16 protein-coding genes are annotated in these 19,489 nt (G+C 59.2%); 1 reads left to right on the top strand and 15 read right to left on the bottom strand.

All coding sequences use genetic code 11. The features are described from left to right. Positions 1-227 precede the first annotated feature (227 nt). The 10 genes from DXB98_RS09510 to DXB98_RS09465 all read right to left on the bottom strand — a co-directional run bounded on the left by DXB98_RS09510 (position 228) and on the right by DXB98_RS09465 (position 11,814). Complete coding sequence (locus DXB98_RS09510) at positions 228-695, bottom strand: YfcE family phosphodiesterase (protein ID WP_117735424.1); 468 nt, start codon at positions 693-695, stop codon at positions 228-230. Between the two features lie 95 nt (positions 696-790). Continuing rightward, a complete protein-coding gene (locus tag DXB98_RS09505; protein WP_006235156.1) occupies positions 791-1,507 on the bottom strand; it encodes a LytTR family DNA-binding domain-containing protein in 717 nt (238 codons plus the stop codon). Positions 1,508-1,579: 72 nt separating this feature from the next. Further along, positions 1,580-2,923 carry a histidine kinase gene (locus tag DXB98_RS09500; RefSeq protein WP_117743937.1) on the bottom strand — a complete coding sequence of 448 codons (1,344 nt, stop codon included), beginning with the start codon at positions 2,921-2,923 and terminating at the stop codon, positions 1,580-1,582. Beyond that, positions 2,920-4,107, bottom strand: a complete 1,188-nt coding sequence (locus DXB98_RS09495) for a glycosyltransferase (protein ID WP_117743936.1) — start codon at positions 4,105-4,107, stop codon at positions 2,920-2,922. The genes DXB98_RS09500 and DXB98_RS09495 overlap by 4 nt, the downstream gene beginning before the upstream one ends. A 171-nt stretch (positions 4,108-4,278) precedes the next feature. Next, positions 4,279-5,538 carry an MFS transporter gene (locus DXB98_RS09490; RefSeq protein WP_117743935.1) on the bottom strand — a complete coding sequence of 420 codons (1,260 nt, stop codon included), beginning with the start codon at positions 5,536-5,538 and terminating at the stop codon, positions 4,279-4,281. A 101-nt stretch (positions 5,539-5,639) separates the two neighbouring features. Further along, a complete protein-coding gene (locus tag DXB98_RS09485) occupies positions 5,640-6,584 on the bottom strand; it encodes a zinc dependent phospholipase C family protein (RefSeq protein WP_117743934.1) in 945 nt (314 codons plus the stop codon). 92 nt (positions 6,585-6,676) lie between these two features. After that, positions 6,677-7,411 carry a LytTR family DNA-binding domain-containing protein gene (locus DXB98_RS09480; protein WP_117743933.1) on the bottom strand — a complete coding sequence of 245 codons (735 nt, stop codon included), beginning with the start codon at positions 7,409-7,411 and terminating at the stop codon, positions 6,677-6,679. A gap of 38 nt (positions 7,412-7,449) precedes the next feature. Then, positions 7,450-8,841: a sensor histidine kinase gene (locus DXB98_RS09475; RefSeq protein ID WP_233505154.1), complete on the bottom strand. Its 1,392-nt coding sequence runs from the start codon at positions 8,839-8,841 to the stop codon at positions 7,450-7,452. A gap of 112 nt (positions 8,842-8,953) precedes the next feature. Beyond that, the gene (locus DXB98_RS09470; protein ID WP_117743931.1) at positions 8,954-10,231 is read right to left on the bottom strand and encodes an amidohydrolase family protein; all 1,278 of its coding nucleotides are present in this window, start codon (positions 10,229-10,231) and stop codon (positions 8,954-8,956) included. 131 nt (positions 10,232-10,362) lie between these two features. Beyond that, positions 10,363-11,814 carry an APC family permease gene (locus tag DXB98_RS09465; RefSeq protein WP_117735418.1) on the bottom strand — a complete coding sequence of 484 codons (1,452 nt, stop codon included), beginning with the start codon at positions 11,812-11,814 and terminating at the stop codon, positions 10,363-10,365. Positions 11,815-12,169: 355 nt separating this feature from the next. Between DXB98_RS09465 and DXB98_RS10495 the strand changes: the two genes are divergently transcribed. After that, positions 12,170-13,171: a C39 family peptidase gene (locus DXB98_RS10495; RefSeq protein WP_233505153.1), complete on the top strand. Its 1,002-nt coding sequence runs from the start codon at positions 12,170-12,172 to the stop codon at positions 13,169-13,171. Positions 13,172-13,623: 452 nt separating this feature from the next. On the opposite strand, the gene DXB98_RS09455 is transcribed toward DXB98_RS10495, so the two are convergent. The 5 genes from DXB98_RS09455 to DXB98_RS09435 form a co-directional block, all read right to left on the bottom strand. Continuing rightward, on the bottom strand, positions 13,624-15,078 hold the full coding sequence (locus DXB98_RS09455) for a family 1 glycosylhydrolase (protein ID WP_255413336.1): 1,455 nt from the start codon (positions 15,076-15,078) through the stop codon (positions 13,624-13,626). A gap of 1 nt (position 15,079) precedes the next feature. After that, complete coding sequence (locus DXB98_RS09450; RefSeq protein WP_117735417.1) at positions 15,080-16,429, bottom strand: PTS sugar transporter subunit IIC; 1,350 nt, start codon at positions 16,427-16,429, stop codon at positions 15,080-15,082. A gap of 9 nt (positions 16,430-16,438) precedes the next feature. Next, positions 16,439-16,732 (bottom strand): PTS sugar transporter subunit IIB, encoded by a 294-nt coding sequence (locus tag DXB98_RS09445; protein WP_117565033.1) that lies wholly within the window; start codon positions 16,730-16,732, stop codon positions 16,439-16,441. 46 nt (positions 16,733-16,778) lie between these two features. Next, positions 16,779-17,105 (bottom strand): PTS lactose/cellobiose transporter subunit IIA, encoded by a 327-nt coding sequence (locus tag DXB98_RS09440; RefSeq protein WP_117565034.1) that lies wholly within the window; start codon positions 17,103-17,105, stop codon positions 16,779-16,781. Between the two features lie 115 nt (positions 17,106-17,220). Beyond that, entirely contained in the window at positions 17,221-19,116 is a 1,896-nt protein-coding gene (locus tag DXB98_RS09435; RefSeq protein WP_117735416.1) for a BglG family transcription antiterminator, read from the bottom strand. Positions 19,117-19,489 lie beyond the last annotated feature (373 nt).

The raw sequence follows: 19,489 nt of genomic DNA, 5'->3' as shown, positions 1-19,489 counted from the left end.
TAAGTGCTTTCCTTTGCGTGCGGAACTCGCGACAAACTTAACCCCTGCCCTCAGCCCCGGAGACCCTCCCTGCCGTCACATTATTCAACCAGTTTTGCGGGCGTGCGCCGCTGCGCGGCTAGCCCGCGTGCTCCTCGGCGGGGTTGGTCTGATGGATCTTGTTGAACTTTGACCTTTGGCTCATAAAAAACGGGAGATGCGATCTGCATCCCCCGTTTTTGTTGCGGTTACTCTAGGTCAATAAACTTGGTGCTTATGATTTGGCCGTCGTTGACGAGCATTCTGGCCATAGTGGGACCTCGGGTACCTCTGGGGTAGCTGGCGCTGCCCGGGTTGAGGACCAAGCAACGGCCCACTTGGGCTTCTTTGGTTACGTGGGTGTGGCCGTTGATGGCTACGTCTACGGATCCCACCGGGAGGTCTTCGCGGTAGTGGGCTACAGCGAATTTGAGGCCTTCGTAGGTAAAGAGCGCCAGGCGATCCACATCGGGGCCGTAGTCGCGGTAATAATCGTTGTTGCCCAGTACGGCGCGCACAGGGGCGATGGTGCATAGATGCTCGTAGTCCATCTCCGACGTAAGGTCGCCGGCATGGATAATCAAATCCGCACCTTTAAGCTCGTCTAAGAGCGCGGGCGAAAGATAGCCGTGGGTGTCCGAGATGATGTCGATACGCTTGGCGCTTGCACTGTTCATGGGATCCTTTCCGCAAAAAACGATTTGGCAGATACATACAAAAAGGCCCCACGGCTCCGCAGACGATAGGTCCACAGGGCCGCGGGGCCAGTGTGCTAGAGACTCAGAGCCTTCTTGAGCGGCACGACGCGGCGGCGCGAAACCGGCACGCGTTCGTCGACGCCCGTAATGCCCAGCTGGATGGCGCCCGAGGGCACCGTCTCAACGTCGGTAACGCACGCCAAGTTGACGATATAGCGGCGGTGAACACGGAAGAAGCCAAAGTCGCAGAGCTTGGCCTCAAACTGCGCCAGCGAGGTCGTCGACAAAAAGCGATCATCGACGGTATAGATGCAGGAGTAATCGTCCTTGGCCATGATAAAGCGAATGTCGTCCACGGGAATGAGCACCTTGCGGCCGCCCTTTTCCACCGGGATACGCTCGATGGTCACCTTGCTGTCCGTAACCGGCTTAGCGCGTTGCATGACCTTCTCGATCGCGCGATCCAAGCGAGCTTCCTCGACCGGCTTCATCAGATAATCGACAGCATCCACGTCGAATGCCTCGACCGCATGGTCGCTATACGCAGTCACAAACACGATCGCCGGCGGATTTTTGAGCTTATGCAGCGCCTCGGCAAGTTGCAGGCCCGAGGCACCGGGCATCGAGATATCGAGAAACACGACATCCACGCGACTTTCCATAAGCATCTCGATGGCGGAGCGGACGCTCGACGCCTCCGTGATCGTGCCGATCTTGCCCGTTTGCTCGAGCAAGAAGCGAAGCTCCGAGCGAGCCGGCGCCTCATCATCCACAATCATCGCACGCAGCATAGGGATAAAACCTTTCGTCAACTAACTACGCCGGGCATCCGTCGCATGACGTTGAGCCCGTAGCCTTTTATTTTACTCTTGAATGTCAAAGATGCTCTCTGACAAATCAAGATGAAGAAGCACTTTGGCGCCCTTGCCCGGCGACGATTCGACACGAGTATAGGAGTGTGGCCCATAAAAGCGATGGATGCGTTCCGAAATATTGTGCATGGCCACACCGGCGCCGCCGCCCTGGGGAGAGCTGGCGTCGGGACGGGCAGAGCGCTCGTCAAACAGTCTGGCAGCGGTACCCTCATCCATGCCCACGCCGTTATCAGCAACGGCAATCAAGATTGCATCCTCGCCGTCTTGGTGAACGGTCACGTCGATCCTCAGGGCGCCGTCATCGCCCATACCATGACGCACGGCGTTCTCGACAATCGGCTGAATCACGAACGCCGGCACCAGCGTATCTTCCACGTCCTCGGACACATCGAACGTTGCAAGCACGCGGTCCTCGCCAAAGCGGGCCTTCTCAAAGGTAAGGTAGCGCTTGGTCTGTGCGACCTCGTGCGAGACCGGAATAAGCGATCCCGAGTTGTCGAGCGTGGCGCGATAGAACGATGAGAACTCACGAAGCAGTTCGCGGGCCCGCAACGGGTCGGTGCGCGTAAACGATGCAATGGTGTTCAGCGTGTTGAACAGGAAGTGCGGGTTAATCTGTGCCTGCAGCGCACGCACCTCGGCGCGCGCCGTGAGTTCCTTTTGCACCTCGAGCTCGTGGATGGCGAGCTGCGTGGACAAGATCTCGGCAAAGCCCGAGGCAAGCGCGTACTGAGTACGGTCGACGGCGCGCGGGGTCTTGTAGTAGAACTTGAGCGTGCCGACGGTACGATCGCCCACCTTGATGGGAGCGATAATGCCGGCGGGGACTTGGTTGTGCGAGCCGTCCGAACCCACGACATCCACCATACGGTTGAACGACTGCACGATGCCATGTTCGATAACGTAGCGCGTTGCAAGCGTGTGGATGGGAGAATCTGGCAATAGTTTTTCTTCAAACTCGCCCGCGCAAGCAAGCACGTTTTCCTCGTCGGTGATGGCCACCGTCATGGCGCGCGTCTCGGGCAAAATGCGCTGGCACACCAAACGCGCCGACTCCTGCGTCAGACCGCCCTTAATGTCCTCGAGCATGGCCGAGGCCACCGAGAGCGTCTCTTCGGTGTACTGCGAGCGCACCGAATCGGGATTGAGCGTCAAAAAGATAAAGATGCACAGAAAGATGCATAGCAGCGCGCAGGCAATCACCGTGGCGATCGGCTCGATGCCGGTCACCAGGGCAAAAATAAAGTACATCAGCACGCAAATGGCGCAGGCAACGGCAATGATGCGAAAGATTGATAATGAACTATCGCGCTGGGCGCGGCGGTCGATCATTCGGCCCCCTCCAGGATACTGATCAGTTGTGCGTCACGCCAAAGCCCGTCCATGATCTTGGGCCAAAAGCTCTGGAAACGCAGGTAGCTTGCAGCGTTTTGGCGCGCATAGGCCTTTGCCTCGTCGATACCATGGCGCCAGATGCGCAGGTAGCCCTCATGCTCGCGGGTAAACACGCTGCGGACCATAGCGGTCTTGCGCACGCGGTCGTCGAGCTCGCGCGAAATCCACGGGCCCGGGTAGGGCATGAGCGATGCCGCCGTAACGGGAATGAGCTCCTTTTGATGCGCGGCGAACGTCAACTTGGCCCGTTCGTAGTACCAACGGTATACATCCTGCATAAAGCGCGGTGAGCGCTTTTCGGACTCCGGAGGCAAATGGCGCACGGTCCACTCGTTATCGAACCACACGTCGTAGCCAAACATGCGCATGTTAAAGAGGTAATCCAAGTCCTCGCCGCGGGTGATAAACGGGTCAAAGGCCACACGCGTAAAGGCGCGGGCGTGCAAGGCCATCAGGCCGCCGCACACGTAGTTGGAGCGCGAGATGCGGGTGCCCGAGAGCGCCTTTTTCATCCAACGGTTGAACTCGATGCGCTTGGTCCACCAACGATGGCAGATGCCCGCCTTGTCCGTGGGAGCCAGCGGCGATCCGTCGCGATCGTAGAAATAGCCGCTCTTGACCAAGATCGGCAGGCCCTGACGCGTCTGCTGACCCAGCGCGTAAGTCGCGCGCTTCATAAAGTCGGCATCGATGACAGTCTCATCGTCATCCAAAAAGATAACCGCGTCATGCCCCAGCACAGCGGCACAGGCCAGCCCCATGTTGCGGATGGCGCCGTAGCCTCGCAGACTCACGCACTCGCCCGAACCCTTGGGCGCGATCTGAGCAACCCGGTCTGCGATGCGCGAGGCCTGGGTGTTGGTGACAACGGTGACCTTGAGCGTGGGATGCGCGTCGACAATCTCGTGCACGCGCAGCGACACATCGGCTGTGGCAGAAACGGGACAGACCACCAAAAGGATGATGCGCGGGATGTCGCGCACCTGTTCAAGCGAGGCCAGGCAGCGGTCGAGTTCGGGATTGTCGGCGTTGAGTCGTGTCGAATGGTCATAGGTGCCAGGGGCGTTTGCGCGAGCGTCATCGCCCGCCCAATACGTTGGAATCACGACCGTGGCGTTCATGCCTTACCCTCCCTGCAACACAAAAGCGGGACGCCGCCAAACACAGGCGACGCCCCGCGACCTAGCTGACTCCATCATACCCACTTGGGCTAATCATTGTTCGAAAGTCAGAATGTTTATTGCGGATAGCCCCAAAAGAGTATCGCGGCGGACGCAATTACCGGCAAGTTCCTATGCGGCCTGCTCTGCCGTTTGAGACATGCGGGACAGACGGACCAGCAGCGCAAAGCCCACCACCAGCAGCACGCCGATAGACAGGACGCCCAGCGAGGGGTTGCCGGTCAGCGAGGTGACGACCGACACCAAGAAGGTGCCCATAACACTTGCATAGCGGCCAAAGATATCAAAGAAGCCGTAGTACTCGTTGGACTTATCCTTGGGAATAATGCGGCCAAAGTAGCTGCGGCTGAGCGCCTGCACGCCGCCCTGGAACAGGCCGACCAAAATGGCAAGCACCCAAAACTCAAAGGCGGTCTTGAGGAAGAACGCGGCAAAGAGCACGATGCCCATATAGGCGGCGACTGCCACCAAGATCATGTTGAGCGTGCCCACGCGGCCGGCGAGCTTGCCGTAGATGATGGCGGACGGGAAAGCCACAAACTGCGTGACGAGCAGCGCCAGGACCAACTGGGTCGAATCGATGCCCAAGGCCGATCCGTAGCTGGTTGCCATGGAGATGACCGTGTGCACGCCATCGATATAGAAGAAGAACGCGATCATGTAGACCAGCACGGTCTTGTTGTGGGCGATCTCGCGCATGGTGTGTCCGACCTCGGAGAACACGCCGCCCACAATGTGGCCGATGGTGTCTTCGGGCTTGCGCTCGCGACCGTATTTTTGCTTATAGGTGCGGATGAGCGGCAAGGTAAAGATGAGCCACCAGGCGCCGGTGATAATAAACGACAGGCGCGTGGCCAACATGGTGGGGACGCCAAGGGCCGGACCGCCCATAATGAGTGCCAGGCAGATGATGAACGGCACGGTGGAACCGATGTAGCCCCAAGCGAAGCCCGAACTCGACACGGCGTCCATGCGCTCATCGGTGGTGACATCGGGCAACATGGCGTCGTAGAACGTCATAGACGAGTTGAGGCCGATGGTGCACAGCACATAGACGGTCAAAAACGCCATGGCGGACATCGGGATAGCCTGTGCAAAGCAAAGCACGAGACCCGTCAGGAAGAAGCCCAAGAAGAACTTGATCTTGTTGCCGGCGTAATCGGCAAGCGCGCCCAGAATGGGCATGAGCATGGCGATGACCAGCGAGGCGATCGTCTGCGCATTGCCCCAGGCGACCACCAGGTCGGCCGAGGAAGCGCCGGTATTGATGGCGTTAAAGTAAATGGGCACCACCGAGGTATTGAGCAGCACGAGGGCCGAGTTTCCCACATCGTACATGACCCAGTTACGCTCGAGCTTGGTGTATTTCATGGACAGGGACCCTTCGTATTCGCCCGATATGCAGTTAATTCATCGTACCCCAATTGTCCAGAAGCACCGGTAAGGATTCGGCAAAGGGGCACGCATGGGCCCTATTCCTCGCGGTCGAACTCCTCATCGACATTGAGCACGCGACCGCTGTAGTTGACGTGACTGGTCACGGCCTCCATGTCGCCGGTCTCGATAAAACGCGCGACCGTACACTCGTAATCGACCAGCGCGCGATCAAAGACCTCGGGGAAGCTCTCGGTCGAGACTTCATCGGTAAAGGGATTCTTCCATGTCAGATGGCCCAGGTTACCGGTGCGCTCGGGCAGCTCCGTTGTCACGCGATGGGCAAGGCCGTCGAGCAGCGAGTAGTCGTGCACCAAGCCCTCAACCAACGAGATCGCGCGCGTCTTTACGGAGCCGGCCGGCTCAATCGCGCGGTAAAGTCGCTGCATATTGGCAACGGCGGCACCGTATTCCCCCGCCGGAATGTCAATGCCGTACACGCGTCCGGCAACATAGCTCATCAGCACGCCGGCAACGCGATTGATACGGTCGGTGGTAACGATCTCGCCCGCCGGCGAGTAATCGTCGACCGTAGCGCCATCGCGTTTAAGCTGCAGCATCAGTACATCCAGGTCGCTCTCGATCACGGCATGGACCTGACTGCTCGAATCCTCAAGCTCTGAATCGGACTCCACGATGCCAAACTGTTGCTCATAGACAAAGGGGTGGGCGTTGCGGTCGAGCACGTAATGAGACAGCAGGCCCAGCGCAAAGGCGCGACCCAAGCTGGCGTCGCGCGGCAACAGATGCGACACGCCGTCGCGCAGGCACGCGAACTGGCGAGACATACGCGACCGATGCATGACCTGCGCCAGCAGCGTGCAGTCGGAAACACGCGGTGTCAGAATGTGAAAGAAAAACGGGTCGGGGCCTTGGTTGCCCAAGATAAAGGCAATGCGCTCTTCATCGGACGTGATGACGCCCTGCGGAAGACGGTCGATGCTTTCCTCGCCAAACAGATGATGGGTGATAAGCGCGGGCATAATGATCCTTTCGATTTCATTCGATGCCACCCATTATGCCCACCGCGCGCCCATGCCAAACCTGCGATGGTAAACGACGGCACGCAGACCGTCTACGCAAGCCCCAAGTGTGCTTTAACCTCGGCAGCGCGACGGCGGGACACGGGCACCGTCGAGGTTACGCGATCGAGCCTGAGCTCCATAAGACCCGTGGAACCGATCTCGACATTGTGCACGTCTTCCAAATTGACCAGATAGCTGCGATGAACGCGAATAAAGCCCTCGGAGACCAAGCGACGCTCGAGCGAAGAGATCGACTCATTGATCAGGTACGTTCCCTCGGCGCAGATGGCGTTGCAAAAATCGGCGCGCGCCTCAAAGTAGCAGACGTCTGCGGCGGGAATGAACACCTTTTTGCCCCCGCGGTCCACCGTCAGACGCAAAGGCTGGCGCGGAGCGTGGATAACACGACGGACACCCAAGGCTGCCTCGATCTTGTCGAGTGCCTTTGACAGGCGTGCGTCCTCGACCGGCTTGACGACATAATCGACGGCATCGAGGTTATAGGCATCGGCCGCATACTCGGCAAACGCCGTCACAAACACAACCACCGGCGGCGTCTTTAGGTTCTGCAGCGTCTCGGCAAGCTCAATTCCCGAGCGGCCGGGCATGGTAATGTCTAAAAACAGCACGTCGGGCTTGTTCGACAGAATCGACTCCACGGCTTCGGTGACATTGCCCGCCTCGGCAATCTGGCCCACACGCGTATCCTTTTCCAACAGATAGCGTAGCTCAGCCCTAATGGGAGGTTCGTCATCAACCACCAAGATGTTCCAGCCTTCGGACATATGTGCTTCCCCTCTTTTTCTCTCAATCCAACCGCGTGCTACGCCGTCAACGGCGCCGGCTCATGCGGCTCGCCGTTCAGCTCGACGATGACCTGCGTTCCCACGCCCCCCTGGGACTTCACGCGCATGCCGGAATCTTCTCCGTAAAAGAAATGGATGCGCTGAAGCACGTTGAAGAGCGCCAGGCCGCAACCTCGCTTGACGGAGCCGTCGGCGGTAATGCTCTCGGGCTCCTCCAGGCGATGTTGCTCAAACAGATGTGCGCAGACCTCTTCGCTCATACCGATGCCATCGTCCTCGACGATGATCTCCAAACCGTCATCGGTCTCGAAAGCCCTAACATGAATAGAAAGCGGCTCGGTCTCGCGCTGCGCGTGCTTGATGCAGTTTTCGAGCAACGGCTGCAAGATAAACGGCGGCACCATGCAATCGCGCACCTCAAAGTCGATATCGACCGAGACGCGCAGACGGCCGTCGCCATAACGAGCCTGCATAAGATTGATATAGCGAGTGCCCTGTTCCACCTCGTGCTCGAGCGTGGTGAGCGTATCGGAATCAGAAAGCGTCTGACGATAGTAGTTGGAGAAGTCGATCAGCAGCGACCTGGCCTTGTCGGGCTCGGTTCGAACGAGCGACACGATGGTGCTGATGGTGTTAAACAGAAAATGAGGATCGACCTGCGATTGCAAGGCACGCAGCTCCACGCGGGCCGTAAGCTCGTCCTGGCGCTCGAGCTCAAAGCTCGCAAGCTGCGTGGAAATGAGGTCGGCAAAGCCCGAGGCAAGCGCCGTCTGGCGCATATCGATGCTGCTCAGACGGGGATAATACAGCTCGAGCGTGCCCACGCAATGCCCGCGCACGGTAAGCGGTGCGACAATACCGGCGCGCAGGCGCGGAAAGTAGCCACCCGTCTCGGTCGAGGCATCGCGCGAGAACACGCTTTGCTCACCGCTGTTGATCACGCTGAGCGTAGTCCGCAGTACCACCGGGGTGCCCGCGGGGCATTTTGCCGAGTCCTCGCCCCAGCTTGCCAACACCTGCTTGCCGTCGGTAAAGCAGATGGCAGAGGCGATAGTTTCGGACAGGATGATCTTAGAGGCGCCCAGGGCAGCTTCGGGCGTAAGGCCGCGCGACGTGTAGGCGAATATTTTTGATGCGATGGCGAGCGTGCGGTCGGTTGCGCTCGATGTGAGGTCGTCGGGAACGACAAAGACGTACGAGAAGAAGAAGCACAGCATGACCAAGCCGGCAATGACGACAACGGCCGGAACGGGATTGGGATTATCGGTTAGATCCCAGATGAGCAGCAGGATAAGCAGCGGAACGACAATACCGAGCAAGATGGCTTGAACCACATGCTGAGCGGTACGAAAGACCTTGGTAGAGTTGTAGCTCTTGCCCAGAATCAGCCTATTGAGATCCACCGTCATCCCCTTCTTACTGACGCACCCCATAGCAATAAAGAGGGCCGCAAGCGACCCTCTCCATTGCATTATGCAATCAAATACTGTGTTTTACATCCAGCCATCGATGAACGGTAGCTTAGGCGCTGTACTTGTTTGCCTCGCCGAAGCTGCCGGCTTCGACAATCCAGCCGTCCTTCATGATGACGTCCATGTTGTCGGTGTTGAGCACGTGGATGTCGGCGGCGACGTCACCATTGACGACCAGCAGGTCGGCGCACTTGCCAGCCTCGATGGAACCGGTCTCGTCCTCGATGTGGCACATCTTGGCACCGTTGAGGGTGGCGCAGGTGATGGTCTCGACCGGGGTGAAGCCGATCTTGTCGACGAACTCGTACATCTCCTCGATGGAGCAGGTGCCGTACGGGGTGACGAAGGAGAAGGAGTCGGAGCCGATCGTCATGACGACGCCGCGCTTCTTGGCCTCGCGCAGGCAGTCGTAGTTGCGCTGCAGTTCCTTCTCGACCAGGGTGCCCTCGTACTTGTCGTGCAGCTCGGGGACGTAGACGGGCGGATAGGTGGCGTACCAAGTGGGCAGGAAGGCGATCGTCGGGGTGAAGAAGGTGCCCTGCTCGGCCATGAGGTCCATGGTGCGCTCATCGATATCGAAGCCGTGGATCAGCTGCTCGCAGCCAAAGCGGACGGAATCGTAGGCAGCGGCGTGGTTGTTGTAGCAGTGGCTCCACACGGGGATGCCGACCATCTTGGCCTCTTCGACCACGGCCTGAATCTCCTCGGAGCAGTAGTGCTGGTCGCGGCCGGAGTCCCAGCGCCAGATGCCGCCACCGGTAGCCCAGATCTTGATGGCATCGGGGTTCTCGCGCAGGCGACGGCGGACGGCCTTACGCAGATCCCAAGGACCGTCGACCTGATCGCCCCAGGGGTGCGATTCCTTGTTGAGCTCCTGGCTGCAGTGGTGGGAGTCGCCGTGGCCGGCAACGCGGCAGAAGCCAAGGCCGGTTGCCAGAACGCGCGGGCCCTTGAAGACGCCCTTGTCGATGCAGTCACGGATCTGGATACCAAAGCGGCCGATCTCGCAGACGGTGGTGAGACCGTGGGTGAGGCAGTCGTAGGCCTGCTTGACGGCGACGGCCTGCTTCTCGAGGAGCGGCTGCATGACCCAGTCGGTGTCATCGTCGGTCAGGTTGCCCGAGAAGTGCAGGTGGGTGTCGATCAGGCCGGGAAGGACGGTCTTGCCGGCGGCGTCGATAACCTCAACGCCCTCGGGAAGGTCCTGCATGACACCGGCGTACTCGATCTTGCCATTGTCGTCGACGAGAACGAGGGAGTTCTCGACCGGCTCGGCACCGGTACCGTCGATGAGCTTGCCGCCAACGATTGCATACTTAGTGGACATGGTTCCTCCTTATGGATCCATATAGTGGGCGAGGCCGCGTTGGGTTAAGGCCTCACAAAACTACCCAAGTGGTGCTGGGTTCGGTGCGCGGGAGAGAGGGCCCCGCACACCCGATCCGTCCCGGCTAGGCGTTATTTTTTGCGGGAATTGGTGAAGGCCATGAGGGCCAGGCCAACAGCCAGCCAGCCGATCACGATGCTCCACTCCACCATGTTGAGGGAGGCGGGAGAGAACGGGATCACGAGCAGGCCAATGATGGTGCCGCAGGCAACGATAGCGAGGCTGATGCCAAACTTGCCGCCGGGCACCTCGTAGGGACGAGGCAGGTCGGGCTCGGTGAAGCGCATGCGCAGGCAAGCGAGGGCGACCATGCCGCAGGAGAAGATGAAGGCGAGAGCCGACACGTTGGTCAGAGGGATGAGCATGTTCTTGCCCAGGAACGGACCGACGACGGTGATGACGCCCAGAACGACGCAGGCGAGCTTGGGAGCGCCGGACTTGGGATCGACCTCGGCGAACTTCTCGGGCAGCTGGCCCTTGCGGCCCATGGCGAGCATGATGCGGCTCGTGGCGCCGTAGAAGGAGTTCATCGGGCCCATGGGTCCAAGCGTGGCGATGACGAGCATGGCCAGGTACAGGAGCATGTTGATGCCCTTGAGGCAGGCAAGCGCGGGAACCGGGCTCTTAACAAACTCATGCCAGTCGAGGATGGTGCCGAACGAGTAGATGCAGACCATGTAGAAGCCGCCGGCGGCCAGCAGAGCCAAGGAGATGATCTTGCCGAACTTGTTCCAGTTGAGGCCCTCGGCTGCTTCCTCAGCCTGCTGAGGAATGGTGTCGAAGCCGGCGTAGAAGAACGGGGTCAGAACCAGGACCGAAACGATGCCTGCGAACAGGCTGGTGCCCTCGGTAGCGGGCTTGCCGCCGCCAGCACCGGTGACCTGGGAGAACACGGGCATGGCGTTGTCCGGCGAGCCGGTGAACAGCGAGACGCCCATGGCGAGTAGCATGCCGCAGAGCAGGGCCTTGGTCAGGAAGGCCTGCAGCTTGGCGGCCGAGCTGGCACCGCGGAAGTTGAGGAAGATGACGTAGGTTGCAAAGCCGAGCGCGATCAGCGTCGGGAACAGGTAAACGTCGGCGCCCAGGATGGTGTAGAGCTTGACGGCGCGCAGCCACTCAAGGCCGGGCAGGCTGCCGAACATCTCGGACACGAGGGTCGAGATGGCGATGGCCTCCCACGGGCACAGGATGCCGTTGCCCAGGGCCAGGAGCCAGCCGGTGATGTAGCTCATCGTACGGCCAAAGCTACGATCGACATACTCGACGATGCCGCCCGAAATTGGGATAGCAGCCGTGAGCTCACCAAAAACAGCTCCGACGGGCACGAGGAAGATTGCGCCCAAGAGGAATGCAATCATAGCGGGAACGGGACCGCCGCCCACGACCATCCAGTCGCCGACCTGCAGAACCCAACCGGTACCGATGATGGCACCGAAACCGATGGTGAAGAAGTTCCAGAGCGAAAGCGTTTTCTTCATGCCGCCGTTGTCCTCGACTGCAACTTCTGCGTTCTTGTCCGCCATTGTTCCCCTCCTTTCCTTTTTGACGCCCCCTGGCGTCACCCCTTGCGCGGCCTGTTCGACCGCGCGCTTTTATTTCGTGGCTTTAAGATACGGCCTCGGCGCCACGCTGCCGCTTATGGCTCGACCGAAGGCAGAACTGCAAAACGAGCGGCGCCGTTTTTGGGACGAACGGCGGGAGACGTCATTCGTCCTGGACGCTTTCATCTTGTCTGCTTTTGGATACCTGTTGCCGTGACGCTTGGCGCGCGGCGCGGCAACGTTCATACCATTTGTCAGGCTTTTGGCGCACATACCCATGTGTCGTGCATCTTTTTATGTAGGATAGACAAGTTACACACGAGGCAAGGTGATTCGAATGGCATACGGATACAATGACGGCGACCAACGGCCACAAAGCGTGCGCCTTGCCGGCCGCACCACGCCAACGCCCAGAAGCACCTCCGACAACGGCAACCAGCAGCGCCCCCAAGAGCAGCCCGGGGCTTCATCTCGGCAACAAAGCCGTACCGTGCAGCAGTCAGACCGCGTGAGTACGAGCGCACGCCAACGCCAGACCGACACATCACAGCCGCGCCGCTACGATCGCCGTAAGACCGACTACTACGTTAAACGCTCCTTTTCGCGACCTCAACGCGATCGCGGCAATTCCGCCCCTCACCCCGCGTCGCATACCACAAGCCACGTGCTTCCGGCCCGCCGCCTACGCCTTGCGCTTTGCTCCATCGCCGCCTGCCTCGTCTTTGTGTTTTTGGGATCCTGTATCTCCCACGGATCAGCCGGTCTTGAGCCCACTGCCGAGGACAAGCTGCTTAAAGCTCCCGTCGCGCCCGGTTACTCCTTTGCGTTCTCGACCCCACGCTCGCAATGGCAGGCCGGTACCATGCCCCACATCTACCAAATTGACCCCGCATGGTCGGAGCTGTCCTATGCCGGTGGCACTATCCGCGAAAACGCTTGCGGTCCCACTTGCCTCGCCATGGTCTATATCTTTAAGACCGGCCACACCGATAAGACGCCGGTCGATATATGCGCGCTGGCCGAAGCCGGCAACTACGCCCCCACTGGTGCCACCGAGTGGTCGTTTATGACAGGCGGTGCGTGGCAGCTGGGACTCAACGGAACACAGCTCTATAACGATCGTGAATCGATTACCCAAGCACTTCGCTCGGGTGCGCCCGTTATCGCCGCAGTGCACCCCGGTACGTTTACCAACGTAGGCCACTACATCGTGCTCTACGGCATCGACGATGCCAATCAGATTGGCGTCTACGACCCCAACTCGGCCAGCCGCAGCGCCCGTCGCTGGGGCGTCGTAGAGGTCCTCAACGAAGTCGAAGCCATGTGGGCCTACTACTAGTCATTGGGCACTCATTGGGGACAGACTTAAACGAGTGGTCGTTGGGGACAGTCTTACGGACGCCGGCCGAGAGCAGACGAAAAGGGCCATCCCGAACTGCTTGGAACTGCCAGCACGGAAAGCGCATCCTGCTTTGGGGCCCAATAGCGGGATGCACTTTCCGTTAGCGGCCCGTTTGGGAAACTAGGGACCGCTTTTCGACAAAAATCCGGGATGCATTTTCCGATTGAGGGCCTCAAGGAAACCGCACCCCATGTTGGACGCTCATTCTGGGATGTGCTTTCCGCAGTTGATCGATGCGGCCTTTAAGGACTGTCCCAAGCTGCCGGCAGGAAAGGAACGTCCCCAAGTGCCGGGTTTCCGCAGTCTGCAATGCTCCTCATGAACAGCCGCCTCAATAGCAAAAGCCCCCGCAGCCGAAGCGGACCGCGGGGGCAACAGACCTGCAAGAGTTAACTCAAGTCCTCGCCATTTGATGCAATGACCTTTTGGTACCAGCAGAAGCTGTCCTTTCGGTAGCGATCGAACGTGCCTTTGCCCGTATCATCGGCATCGACATAAACAAAGCCATAGCGCTTCTTCATCTGCCCCGTCGAGGCCGACACCAAATCGATACAGCCCCACGGCGTGTATCCCATCAGGTCAACACCGTCCTCGACAATTGCATCGCGCAGCGCAAGAATATGCCTGCGCAGGTAATCAATATGATACGCATCGTGGACTTTGCCGTCTTCCAGCGCATCGAGTCCGCCCACACCGTTCTCGGCGATAAAGAGCGGAAGATGGTAACGATCGTGGTAGCCGGCAAGCGTCACGCGCAAACCCAGCGCATCGATCTGCCACTTCCAGGCAGTCTCTTTATCCTTGAGGTACGGATTGCGCAGCGTCGGGAACACGTTGCCCTCCGCCTTCTCAGCGATCACCTGGTCATCGGCGCACACCAAGCGCGAGCAATAGTACGAGAACGAGATGAAGTCGACGGTATGCTCGGCCAGATACTCCGTATCGCCCGGCTCAAAGGGCACGTGAACACCCTCTTTCTCGAGCGCACGCAGCTTCCAAGTAGGATAGGCGCCCGCAGCCATCACGTCAGTGTAGAAGTAGCGGCCGCGGTCCTCCTCATACGCAAGCCATACGTCCTCGGGCGCACAACGGTACGGATAGGTCGCACCGGCAGCGATCATGCAACCCACCTTGTTTGCGGGATCGATCTTGTGCAGGATCTCGACAGCGCGAGCGCTCGCCATAAACATATGGTGCGAGAACGCCGCGGTCACGGCTGCACGGTCACGCTCATCCTCGAGCGTGACGCCCGCGTTGAGATAGGACAGCGCCACGCTGTTGATCTCGTTGAAGGTGAGCCAATAACGCACGAGGCCCTGGTACGCACGTCCGACGGTCTCGACGTAGTGCGCATACCGCTCGATCATCTCTCGGCTTTGCCATCCACCATAACGCTCGACCAGAGCCAACGGATAGTCGTAGTGCGACAGCGTCACGAGCGGCTCGATTCCGTGCTCGCGCAGCGCCTCGAATACCTGACGGTAAAACTCCAAGCCCTCACCGTTGGGCTCGGCCTCCATCCCTGTGGGAAAAATACGGCTCCAACAAATTGAAAGACGCAGGCACTTAAAGCCCATCTCGGCAAAGAGCTCGACGTCCTCGCGCCAATGATGGAAGAAGTCGTTGCCCCAACGGCATGGATACAGCCTGTCCGGATCATCCACGGGCTTTTGCCTGCCAAACATCACATCCCAGCGGTCGGGACCCTGTGGAATCAGGTCGGAGTGCGACATACCGCGGCCGCCCTCGTTCCAGCCCCCTTCGGCCTGGTTGGCGGCGAGGGCACCACCCCACAAAAAGCCCTCGGGCATACCGGCAGCAGACGTTCTGTCAAAGTAACCCATGCTACTCAGCATCCTTGGCAGAAGCTGCCGCGGCGTTCTCCTGCTCCTGTGCCAGGAGCAGGTTGTCGTACACCTTAAAGAACGGGTACCAGACCACAGCCATGACCACGATCAAAACGATCGTAAATACCCAGATGCGCGGGTCGAGGCACTGGATAAAGCCCTGAACGAAGATGGGGAACGTGCCGCTCACCAAGATGTAGAAGTTAGAGACAAGACCCAGTGAGATTGCACCCCAATACAGCAGGGCCGAAATCATACCGCCCAGCACGAACGGAACCATGAGGATCGGGTTGAAGATGATGGGTGCGCCAAAGATCGCGGGCTCGGAGATACGGAAGAAGCTCGGCACGATCGATGCCTTGCCAAATGCCTTGAGCTGCTGCGACTTTGCCCTAAACGCGCAGAGCGCCACAAAAGAGAACGTATTGCCCGTGCCGCCGATGAGGTTGATGACCATCGACATGAATACCGGGTGGAACTCAAGCGGCTGCCCAGCAGCGTAGAGCGAGGCGTTGGCAGCAAAGGCGGCAAGCGTGACCGGGGCGGTGATGGGCATCACGATCATGTTGCCGTGGACGCCAAAGCACCAAAACAGCAGCGTCATGAAGCAGATAAGCAGTGCGCCGGGCACAGAGTCAACTGCGACGGAAAGCGGGGCAGCGAGCAGCTTCTCGATAACCGAGGGGATGGACAGCGTGGGATCGATCATCTGGATCAGCAGGTTGCCACCAAAGAAGATGAGGATGTTGGCGAGCATAGGCACGATGGCGCCAAAGGTTTCGGACAAAAACGGCGGCACGCCATCGGGCATCTTGATGGTGATGCCCTTGGTCTGGCAGAAGCGCGTGACCTCGACGGAGACCAGGGCAACGATGATGGCGGTAAACAGGCCCTGCGCACCCAGATAGGTGCAGGGGACCGCCTGGAGCACGGACTCATCAGCAAGCTGGTAGTAGGACGACGGCGCCGCGGCGATCAGGAACATCACCAGCGAGGTCATACCGGCGTTAAGCTTGGGCATCTTGTAGGTGCCCGCCAGGTTATAGGCGATTGCGAACGTCACGATCACCGACAGTATGCCCATCGTCATGTTGAACGGGATGAGCAGCGTGAGCTTATTGGCCGTGGCAAAATCGAGCCAAGGGCCAAAGACGGACCAGAACCCGCCCCGCGCCACCAGGTCGGCCGTGACCGGCGGGTTGGCGATGATCATAAAGACGGCAGAGACCAAGATGAAGCTGATCGCGCTCATAAAGCCCTTTTGCATGGAGGCAAAGTGGCGCTCGGCGCCGCAGAAATTGGCAATAGGGGTCAGTTTTTCCTGAAGCAGGGTCATGAACTTTTCCATAGTCGCCTCCTAGCCCAACAGCGACTGGGCGAGTGCCAGCACGTTGGCGGCGTTGCCCATGCCGTAGTCCTGTGCGGGGATGACCGCGGTCGGCTTACCGCTCCCCTGCTTGACGGTGTTGAGCTGGTAGGACACCTGCGGCCCCAAGAGCAGCACGTCATAATCGGCGCAGGTCTCCTGATACTCGCCGATACCCACCGCATCGATATCGAGCTCGATGCCGTTTTGCTCCGCGTATTTCTCGAGTTTCTTCATCAGAATGCTTGTAGACAGGCCAGCTGCGCAAACAAGAAGGATCTTCATAAGGGATTCCCTTCGCATTGATTGGTTGGATAGTCGCCGCACGCCGTTAGGCGTTCTTGGCTGCAGTGCGCTCATACAGGCAGATCAGCTCCTGCACGAGCTCCTGAGCAAGCATGGAGCACATGAGGTGGTCCTGAGCATGGACCAGCAACACATCCACCGACAGATGCTCGCCCGCCGCCTCGGTCGAAAGCAGCTGCGTTTGGATGTGGTGAGCTTTGATTCCCGCATCCTTTGACTGCTTCATGAGTTTGGCGGCAGCGTCAAAATCCCCCGCCTTTGCCTTTTCAAGGGCTTCGAAGGCAAGGCTGCGCGCCTCTCCCGCTGCAGCGACCAGCTGAAACGAAACCATCTCGGTTCCCTGATCGTCCATAACGGTCTCCTCTCCCGTGATGTTTGGTTTGTACTTGAATATTCGAAACGCCTATCTCCCACCCGCAATCCTCGAGGTTTATTGCAGGCAGGCAGGGTTTTCGACAAAAGAAGCCTTAAGCCGTATGCGCTTGCACAAGCGCCATCAGCTCATGCCAGGACCGGCGCTCGCGTAAGCGCTCGACCCCCTGGCGGTCCATAAAGATCTCAGCGAGCAGCGAGCTCAAGATCCGCGCCTCATCGCCGCCCGACCGGGCAAACGACACCATAAAGACGATATCGACCTCATGGCCGTATTCGTCCCAAAGAATGGGATGTTCGAGCAGGCCCACGGTAACAAAGGCCTCGGCGCTCAAAGGATGCATCCCATGGGGCATGGCCACCCCATTGCCAAACGAGGTGGCACTCGCGCTCTCGCGCTCGGCAACCTCTTGGGCAAACTGGGCATCGACACGGCCGCTCTCGACGGCGCGCTCGGAGAGATATCGGAGAACGGCCTGCTTCGACGACGCCTCAACGCGGTTGAAGAACAGGGCACGGCTAAAGAAAGAACTCACGGAGTCCGATTGCGCAGTGTCGTCGCTCAACACCTTGCGGATAGCGTTGACATCGCTCGTCTCCAAGAAGAAATCGGCCTCGCGAACGGGCACGGGCAACTTGACGTTGAGCGGCACCGTTGTGAACACGTAGTCGATGTGCGAAAAATCGAGCGTTCCCACGCGGGCGACATCGCATGTCTCAATCGAATCGATATACATGCCAAACTGCTTGCGGTACTGGTGCTCTAGCATACGGGCGCTTCCCGCTCCCGAGGCGCACACGATCAGGATGCGTTTGCGACGCGGCTGGTCGGCTTGCTGCTCGAGGGCCAGGGCAAATGCCATGGCGATGTAGCCGAGCTCTTCATCAGAGGGCTGGCTGCCAAAATGACGCTCGAGTACCTGCGAGGTGCCAGCTGCCATCGAATAGGCCAACGGAAACCTCGTCTTGATATCGGGCAGCATGGGGTTATCCATATGCATGTGATATTCAAGGCGATAGCCCAGAGGGCCGATATGCCGAGCAAGGTTCATGCGAAGTTCAAGATCGCCGCTAAAGTCAAACCTAAACTCATCGTTGACCGCACGTACCATCTCGGAAGCAATCTCCCACATCTCATCCGAGATAACGGCAGAGCCCTTCTCGGGCACGCCCGTGCCCCTGCCGAGCAAATGGATTGCGATAAAGGCAACCTCTTCTCGGGGCATGCTCACGCCCAGGGCATCCTTGATGTTTGCGGCAATCTGGAAAGCCGCGGCGTATTCGCGCGTTCCCTCCAGTTTTTGAACGTCCGATTCTGCAGCTGGGACATAGCAGCCCTGCTCGATGCGGCCAAGAGCGATGTAAAGATGCATGATGAGATTGCGGGATGCCAGCGAGCTCACCGTGACGGGCGAGGCCGTCAGGGCATCGTCCACACATGCGGCGATGGCCCGCAGGCGCTCGGCGAGCTTTGCATCGTCGGTGTCGGGCAACACGGGCCTCACCAGCGAGGCGAGGCACAGGCGCCGTTGCGACTCCCCGCCCGCAACGCGGATTCCGTAGCGTGGGCGCTTTTCGAGCGTTAAGTCAAATTGGGCGAGTTTCTGCTCTACCAGACGCATGTCATTGGACAGAGTTCGCGCCGAAACGTAGAGTAAATCCGCATACTCCTCAATCGTCACCCACTGGGACCGCATGAGGAGGTCGTTAAGAAGGAAGGACACACGGCCGTCGCGCGTATCAGGAATGCCCGGATGAGCCAGAGCCGCACCGTCTAGCAAGCGAGCAAGCTCATCTGCACGTGCAACATCGATACGATACTGCCCCTTGCTGCCAACGATGCGTGCAACCCCTGCAAGGTTGTCGTTTGCGCGATGGATATAGTTTCTCACGGCGCGCTCGCTTACCTCGAGACGCTTGGCAAGTACCGCGACAGCGACAGGCTGAGCGTCCTCGATCATATTTACAAGCTGCTTGACGCGAGCATCCATGTCCTCCTCCTTTCCCTGCGTCTAGTCTAACGCGGTAAAGAATGACACTCCACGTCGCGCTCGTTCCGCCAACTCGGAACAGGTTGCGGGGAGTCCAGCTGAGCTATGGAGAGCCTGGGGAGAGGGCCCGAAGGCAATGCGTCGGTGTGGGATGCGCCTTCCCAGCCATTGGGCAGTCATTGGGGACAGACTTAAATGAGTAGTCGTTGGGGACGTTCTTGTTTGACTAGTCGTTTAAGAACGTCCCCAATGACTATTAAGGACTGTCCCAAGCTGCCGGCAGGAAAGGACCGTCCCCAAGTGCCGGGTTTGTCCCCAATGACTAGGTGAATAGCAAAAGCCCCGCAGTCGGAGCGGACTGCAGGGCTCATGA

The organism is Collinsella sp. OM07-12, from assembly GCF_003438275.1.
Taxonomy (GTDB): Bacteria; Actinomycetota; Coriobacteriia; order Coriobacteriales; family Coriobacteriaceae; genus Collinsella.
Note: the sequence above shows the minus strand (reverse complement) of the source record. Positions and strands in the feature narration are given on the sequence as shown.

Excerpts from the sequence above, each read along its gene's own strand:
- DXB98_RS09465 (WP_117735418.1), bottom strand. The coding sequence starts at position 11,814 with ATGGCGGACAAGAACGCAGAAGTTGCAGTCGAGGACAACGGCGGCATG.
- DXB98_RS09510 (WP_117735424.1), bottom strand. The coding sequence starts at position 695 with ATGAACAGTGCAAGCGCCAAGCGTATCGACATCATCTCGGACACCCAC.
- DXB98_RS09440 (WP_117565034.1), bottom strand. The coding sequence starts at position 17,105 with ATGGACGATCAGGGAACCGAGATGGTTTCGTTTCAGCTGGTCGCTGCA.
- DXB98_RS09480 (WP_117743933.1), bottom strand. The coding sequence starts at position 7,411 with ATGTCCGAAGGCTGGAACATCTTGGTGGTTGATGACGAACCTCCCATT.
- DXB98_RS09455 (WP_255413336.1), bottom strand. The coding sequence starts at position 15,078 with ATGGGTTACTTTGACAGAACGTCTGCTGCCGGTATGCCCGAGGGCTTT.
- DXB98_RS09445 (WP_117565033.1), bottom strand. The coding sequence starts at position 16,732 with ATGAAGATCCTTCTTGTTTGCGCAGCTGGCCTGTCTACAAGCATTCTG.
- DXB98_RS09435 (WP_117735416.1), bottom strand. The coding sequence starts at position 19,116 with ATGGATGCTCGCGTCAAGCAGCTTGTAAATATGATCGAGGACGCTCAG.
- DXB98_RS09475 (WP_233505154.1), bottom strand. The coding sequence starts at position 8,841 with ATGACGGTGGATCTCAATAGGCTGATTCTGGGCAAGAGCTACAACTCT.
- DXB98_RS09500 (WP_117743937.1), bottom strand. The coding sequence starts at position 2,923 with ATGATCGACCGCCGCGCCCAGCGCGATAGTTCATTATCAATCTTTCGC.
- DXB98_RS09490 (WP_117743935.1), bottom strand. The coding sequence starts at position 5,538 with ATGAAATACACCAAGCTCGAGCGTAACTGGGTCATGTACGATGTGGGA.
- DXB98_RS09505 (WP_006235156.1), bottom strand. The coding sequence starts at position 1,507 with ATGCTGCGTGCGATGATTGTGGATGATGAGGCGCCGGCTCGCTCGGAG.
- DXB98_RS09450 (WP_117735417.1), bottom strand. The coding sequence starts at position 16,429 with ATGGAAAAGTTCATGACCCTGCTTCAGGAAAAACTGACCCCTATTGCC.
- DXB98_RS09470 (WP_117743931.1), bottom strand. The coding sequence starts at position 10,231 with ATGTCCACTAAGTATGCAATCGTTGGCGGCAAGCTCATCGACGGTACC.
- DXB98_RS09485 (WP_117743934.1), bottom strand. The coding sequence starts at position 6,584 with ATGCCCGCGCTTATCACCCATCATCTGTTTGGCGAGGAAAGCATCGAC.
- DXB98_RS10495 (WP_233505153.1), top strand. The coding sequence starts at position 12,170 with ATGGCATACGGATACAATGACGGCGACCAACGGCCACAAAGCGTGCGC.
- DXB98_RS09495 (WP_117743936.1), bottom strand. The coding sequence starts at position 4,107 with ATGAACGCCACGGTCGTGATTCCAACGTATTGGGCGGGCGATGACGCT.